Source organism: Rhodococcus sp. P4_B6 (assembly GCF_056402215.1).
Genome location: NZ_JBFUHV010000303.1, coordinates 1 through 6,101, shown reverse-complemented (window position 1 = coordinate 6,101; position 6,101 = coordinate 1). Strand labels below are relative to the sequence as shown.

General features: G+C 67.4%; 4 protein-coding genes and 2 pseudogenes. 3 read left to right on the top strand and 3 right to left on the bottom strand.

All coding sequences use genetic code 11. The features are described from left to right. Positions 1-198: 198 nt before the first annotated feature. From AC1DWT_RS49070 to phoU, 3 genes and pseudogenes are all read left to right on the top strand, one after another. On the top strand, positions 199-384 hold the full coding sequence (locus AC1DWT_RS49070) for a hypothetical protein (protein ID WP_477926049.1): 186 nt from the start codon (positions 199-201) through the stop codon (positions 382-384). Positions 385-461: 77 nt separating this feature from the next. Beyond that, positions 462-1,120 (top strand): annotated as a pseudogene (locus tag AC1DWT_RS49065) (DUF6308 family protein). A gap of 46 nt (positions 1,121-1,166) precedes the next feature. Then, the gene (phoU, locus tag AC1DWT_RS49060) at positions 1,167-1,814 is read left to right on the top strand and encodes a phosphate signaling complex protein PhoU (protein ID WP_477926048.1); all 648 of its coding nucleotides are present in this window, start codon (positions 1,167-1,169) and stop codon (positions 1,812-1,814) included. Between the two features lie 525 nt (positions 1,815-2,339). On the opposite strand, the pseudogene AC1DWT_RS49055 reads toward phoU, so the two are convergent. The 3 genes and pseudogenes from AC1DWT_RS49055 to AC1DWT_RS49045 form a co-directional block, all read right to left on the bottom strand. Then, a pseudogene (locus AC1DWT_RS49055) lies at positions 2,340-3,736 on the bottom strand (diguanylate cyclase domain-containing protein). Positions 3,737-4,256: 520 nt separating this feature from the next. After that, positions 4,257-5,144, bottom strand: a complete 888-nt coding sequence (locus AC1DWT_RS49050) for a class I SAM-dependent methyltransferase (protein WP_143548776.1) — start codon at positions 5,142-5,144, stop codon at positions 4,257-4,259. A 791-nt stretch (positions 5,145-5,935) separates the two neighbouring features. Further along, positions 5,936-6,101 (bottom strand): IS3 family transposase (locus AC1DWT_RS49045; RefSeq protein WP_477925056.1); only part of this gene is annotated, 166 nt, incomplete at its 5' end.

Sequence of the window (6,101 nt, the reverse complement as noted above, 5' to 3'; positions counted from 1 at the left end):
GCGCATCGATCACCGCGCATTCCTATCACTGAACTGGGCAGATGACACGTCCCTGTGACGGCCGAAGGGCCACGCCCGCAACGCGATACTGTCCACACCACGTCCAGTCAACTCAGACAATGGGGGAGACGCCATGACCGGTGAGCAACCACGCCGCCGCTCGGGAAGATTCTGACCGCCGACGAGATCGCCCGGTTCGTGGCCCGCGTCGCATACCCCACCAGCCCGGTGATGCTGGTGGACGAGGAACTCGCCCGGACCGCCCCGGCGCGGGCATACGGTGATTGGCTCGATGCGCTGGGCCTGCCAGATCTGGCGGAGAAGGCGCGCACGCTTCTGGCCGAGACTGCCGACTGCCGCGCCGCGGCCGACACCGCCCCCTGATCCCGGGCTCGGCGCGTAGCGACCACTTCGGCTCGGTTGCCGGCCGCCGGCACCTGAAGGGTGAGAGGGTGCGGGGTATGACATTCCGGCTGCCGACCACCCTCGCGACCGACTCGGACGCTGCGGCGATCGCGTCGCTGAACCGGTACTACGGCCACCCGTATTTGGGCGACGACTACGTCGGGGCGCACTTCGACGACTGGTCCAGCACCGGTAATCGGGCGGGGGAGGCGGACCGGTTCACCGCGGACGATCTGGTCGCGGTGACGTTCCTATCCGTGCAGTTCCCCCCGACGGCGGTGCGGGGCGATCCTGCACACCGAGGCGGAGGCGCTGAGCGCGCTTCTGGCGGCGGTGGGACCGGATCGGGGCCCGGTTCGATGAACCCGGAGCCGCTGACCCCTGGGCGGCCCGCTTGGGACCTGGAAACGGCCCTGTGGGCGCTGCCGGGGATCGGCCGGACGAAGGCGACGAAGCTGATCGCCCGCAAACGCCCCGGCTCTACCCGATCTGGGGCTCCGACGTCAGTCAGGTCCTGGGCGCCGCCCGCGCACATCTGAACCCGGTCCGGGAGGCCCTCCGTGCCGACGACGGAGCGTTGCATCACCGGTTGCTGTCGATCCGCGGGGAGGCGGGCCTGCCGGCAGAGATCTCCGCATTGCGGGTGTTCGATGTGATCGCGTGGGTGGACGGGAAGGCTCGCGGCCTGGGCGAGCCTTCGGAACGGGGAAGGTGACACGTCCCGGTGTGCTGTCTTCGTCGGGTGCACGAGGATGATGGTTATGCGGATGAAGTTTCACGAGCAGCTCGACGAGCTGACTGACCGTTTGGCGTCGATGTGTCACCTGGCGGGGGAGGCGGTCCGGGCGGCGACCGAGGCGCTGGTGTTGGCTGACCTGCCGCTGGCGGAGCGGGTGTTCGATCTCAACGATCAGATCGAGGAGTTGCGCGGTCCGTGTGAGGACCTGGCGATGGCGTTGTTGGCGTTGCAGGGCCCGGTGGCGCGTGATCTGCGTCAGGTGGTCACCGGTGTGCACCTGGTGGCGGATCTGAGCCGGATGGGTGGGTTGGTGCAGCATGTGGCSGAGAGTGTCCGCCGGCGTCATCCCGAGCAYGTCGCTTCCGGTGAGGCGGAGGAGTTGCTCTYCSAKATGGGGCGGGTGGCGGCSGAGTTGGCCGGYCTCGCCGAGCGGGTTCTGCGCACGCATGATCCGGAGCTGGCCGCTGAGATCGGTAGACGCGATGACGAGCTCGACGACTTGCATCGACGGCTGCTCACCTTGATCGAGGATCCGGCCTGGACCGGCACCATCCCGGCCGCGGTCGATGTCACGTTGTTGGGGCGTTTCTACGAGCGCTTCGGTGACCATGCCGTTGTGGTCGGGCGCCGGGTGATTTTCCTCGTCACCGGGGAACAGATGACCCCGTAGGTCGTCGCCGTCACGGGGCCGCATCGCCGCGGCCGATCCGAGTGTGGACTTCGCCCTACCCGTTGGTGTGTTCGTTCGTGCCGATGGCGGCAATGGAGGCGTGGTTCATGATCGGGATGGAACTGTTCTTCACCCCCGACTGAACCTGCTATTCGGGTTGTTCGAGGGCGTCGGTGATGCGGTCGTGGACCGGAGGTTTCGAGGTTCTGGCCGGCGGTGCGGGCGGCGGCGTGGGCGCGGGTGTATTCGTCGTCGCTGAGCTGAATGTGGTGCGGTGGGGTCTGGTGTGGGCCTGTGGGCGAGTTCGCGTCTGGGGTGCTCGCGCATCTCGCTGATGCACCGCGGGTGTTCGTGCCGGCCGAGGCCCGGTCGCAAGCATCCGCTCCCCGGAGCCTGGTGGGGGCAGGTCAGGTTCGGCGACGCTCGGCTGGCCTGGGTGGCGTGTTTGGTGCTTCAGCAGGAACATTATGCGGCACACCGCATGTCGGTGGCGGTGTGCTTGGGTGCGGGCGTTTGGGGTTCGTGTCAGGGGGCGAGGGTGTAGCCGCTGCCGGTGGTTTTGGCTTCATACATGGCGGCGTCGGCGCGTCGGATGAGCGTTACTCGGGTGTCTTCCGGTCGGGCGAGGGCGATGCCGACGCTGGCGGTGTAGCGAAGTTCGCGTCCGGGCGAGTCGGGTCCGATGTGCAGTTCGGTGATGCGGGTGGCGAGGGCGTTGGCCTCGGTGGTGGTGGTGTCGGGGCAGACGATGAGGAATTCGTCGCCACCGATCCGGGCCACGGTGTCGGCGGGGCGCACGACCGACTGCAGCTGTTCGGCCAACCGGATGAGGGCGTCGTCGCCGACAGCGTGGCCGAGCCGGTCGTTGAGGCTCTTGAACTCGTCGAGATCGATCAGCAACGCCGCAACCATGCGCCCGCTTCCGCGTGCTGCGTCCAGGGCGGCGTCGATCTGCTGATGCGCCAGGGCACGGTTCGGTAGCCCGGTCAATGAATCGTGCAGGCTCAGATGCCGCAGCGCGTCTTCTGCCTCGATGCGCCGGATCGCCGCCGCCAGCACCGCGGCCACCGAGCGCAGAAACATCACCTCCCGGTCGGAGTAGTCGCGGGGGCGGGCACTGTGCGCGGTCAGCACACCCCACACCGTCTCGGCGCCGATGGGAATGCAGACCCCGCTCCGTAGCCCTCGGGCCTGCATGGCTTCGGTGGAGAACCGGTGCTCGCGTACCGGTCGGGGCAGATGATGATCTGATCGGTGGCGGCCGCGTATCCGGGCTGGGAGTCGGTACCGGGGGCGAAGGTGTCCGGGACGGGTGGTTGACCACGGTAGGCGAGCACCCGCAACACCGCGCCCGGCTCGTCGGCCCGGGCGACCGAGGCGCAGTTGACTCCGACCAACGCGGCGGCTGCGTCCGCCGCGGCGGCGAGGACGTGGTCGAGGTCGCCGTCGACGGCGAGCTGACTCAGGTCGGCGAGGGCGCGTTGTTCGCGGACCCGGTACGCGGCCGCCTCCAACGCGGTGTGCAGGCGCTGTTCGTGCTCCTGGGCGGTGCGCAGGTCCTGGGCGATGCAGGCGATCACCGCGGGGCGATGGTCCTCGGTGCGCTCGATCACGTAGGTGGACAGGGTCACCGGGATCGGTTCACCGGTCAGGAAGTGCCGGAATTCCGACCGGCCCTCCCACCGGCCCTGTTCGAGGAGGGCTGATTCCATCTCGGGGGCCTGGATGAATCCGACGTCGGTGAAGAATTCCGGTGCCCAGCGGGCGGCGACGGCGGCCTCGTCGGTCAGTCCCATCAGCTGCATCCCGGCGGGGTTGAGGTAGCGCAGGCGTCCGGTGTCGTAGTCGGCGAGTGCGACCATGTTCTGGGCATGCTCGATCGCCGACAGCAACATGCGGGCTTCCGCTGTTTCCGGTTTCATCCTGGCCGTCCTCCCAGCCTCGATGTGCTGTACACCCTTGCAGGTCGAGCCTTCGCATTGCTTGTGATGAGTCGAGTGAACACCGACAGATCCGATCAGTCGATGGGCGATGCGTCCAGGCCGCGGGTGCACCGTCCCTCGCTTGCATCGTGACGGTGCCGGTGGTCGGGTTCAGTTACGTTTTCGGGTTCGGCGTTCGGGGCCCGTCGATTCCCGCACCGCCGCCTACGTCCGCGGCAGATTCGGCCGAACATCCGGACGATCGGGCTATTTCAGGAGCAGCAGGGTGAGCAATCGCACCGCTCTCCGACACCTCTTGTTTCGACATATATCAATATAGACAGAGATTGAATCAGGAGGCAGACCCAACAGGCGAACCGATACCCGGCCGAAGACCGGGGCGGCGCCTCCAACAGGCCTCGATGCTCGTAGTCCCGCAGCGTCTTCCGCATTCACTCCGGCGCGGGCGGCGCCCTCCCAGTGGTACGCATGCCGGTCGGTGACCGAGGGCCAATGCGGGCTACCGATTGCGTGCGGTGACGAGCAGGTACTCGGCCTCGTAGAGTGTCCGACCGGGCGCATCGGCCCGATTCCATGCGGTGAGGAACTGCAGGAAATCCTCCTCGAGGTTCGCGATCCGATCCGGGTCCGCGGCATTGTGGCGGTACACGGCGATCGTCGGGCCATAGTTGCGTTTCCAGAACTCCCGGAACTCGGTCGGGTCTGCGAAGCGGTCGATCACGAGCGACTGACGGTGCGCGTCGAGCGCGGTCACCCGGTCGCCGAACAGGTCGCGGACGTGTTGCTCGTCGCCCCACAACGGCGGCGGGGTCGCACCGCGCGGCGGGGGCGGTGCGTAGGGTCCCATGGTCTTGAACAGGTTGCCGATCAGGCCCTGCGGTGTCCAGTTGATCATCGCGATGGTGCCGCCGGGCCGGCAGACTCGCAGCATCTCGTCGGCGGTCTGCCGATGGTGCGGCGCGAACATGGCTCCGACGACCGAGATGACGGCGTCGAAGCTGTCGTCGTCGAACGCCAACGCCTCTGCGTCGGCCTCGACCCAGTCCAGCTCGACGCCGCGCTGGGCGGCGATCGCTCGCCCGGCGACGAACAGTTCCGGCGTCAGGTCCGACGCGACGACGGTGGCGCCGCGTGGGGCAGCCGGGATCGCGGCGTTGCCGCTGCCGGCGGCCACGTCGAGCACCCGCTGGCCGGAGCGGATATCGGCTGCCTCCACGAGCACCTCGCCGAGGGTCGGGATCAGCTCGGCGGCGACGGTCGGGTAGTCGCCGGAGGCCCACGACGCCCGGTGCTTGGCCTTGAGCGTGCGGTCGGTGTCTGTATCGGGGGAATGGTGGTCATGAAAGTGTCCTCGTACTCGATGTCGGGTGCCGGGATGTCGGCGCACCTATAGACGCCGGTCGGTTCGGAAGGATGCACGCGAGGTGATCGGCATGGTCGCCTACGTGCGACTGATGCCTCGACTCGTTGCCGCGAACCGGGCCCCGCCAGCTCCCCGAGTCGCTGGCGGAGTCCGCCTCAGGAAGCCTGATTGCGCTGCCGGGAACCCGCGCGGGTCTGAAGGTCGGCGACAAAGTCAAGGTTATGCCGAGGGCACCTCGGTGTTCACGATTGTGAGCATTGATGGCGACGAAGCGCTGATCGAGTCGGTTCTCAGCGCCCCGGGGACCTACCCATTCCACTGCAAGCTTGAAAGTCTCGTCCCGGTCGAGTCCTGAAATAGCCAAAAATGCGCCCGGAGCTGCTCAGATGACACGCCCCGATTTCGGGATGATTCTCAGCGGTGCAGGGCGGTGACCGGATCGCGAATCTGGGTGCGCTGCTCGGTGTCGAGGCCACGGACTCGGGGCCGATTTCGGCCTCGAGCGAGGTTCTGAGCCACGTCGAATACCGCACCGCGAATGTCCTTACGGCGCTGTGTGGCTAACTGGTTCTGCTCGTGGATAACTCGGTCGTTGTGGCCGGCGATCATGACGCACGGCACTTTTGACGGCCGGGGCCTGGCCCGCGTGGGCCACCACTGTCGGACGGGTTGTGCCATGCTGGGGGCACAGTGACGAAGTCGCGGGGGTGACATGACTGTTCATACGTTGGTGCGATCCACGGGCAGACGTGGCTGGACGGTGCGGTGCGATGCGTGTGAGCACTGAACTGCCCTGGATCGAGTGGAGACTTCGTTCAGGCCACCTCGAGGACCGAGGCGGCGGTGGGACGCTGTTCACGGTAGCGCGTCTCGTACTCGATCGGCGACAGGTAGTCGATCGAGGAATGCAGCCGGTCCGCATTGAACCAGCGAATCCACTCGGCAGTCTCCCGCTCCACCTCGTCCCGCCCGGACCACAAT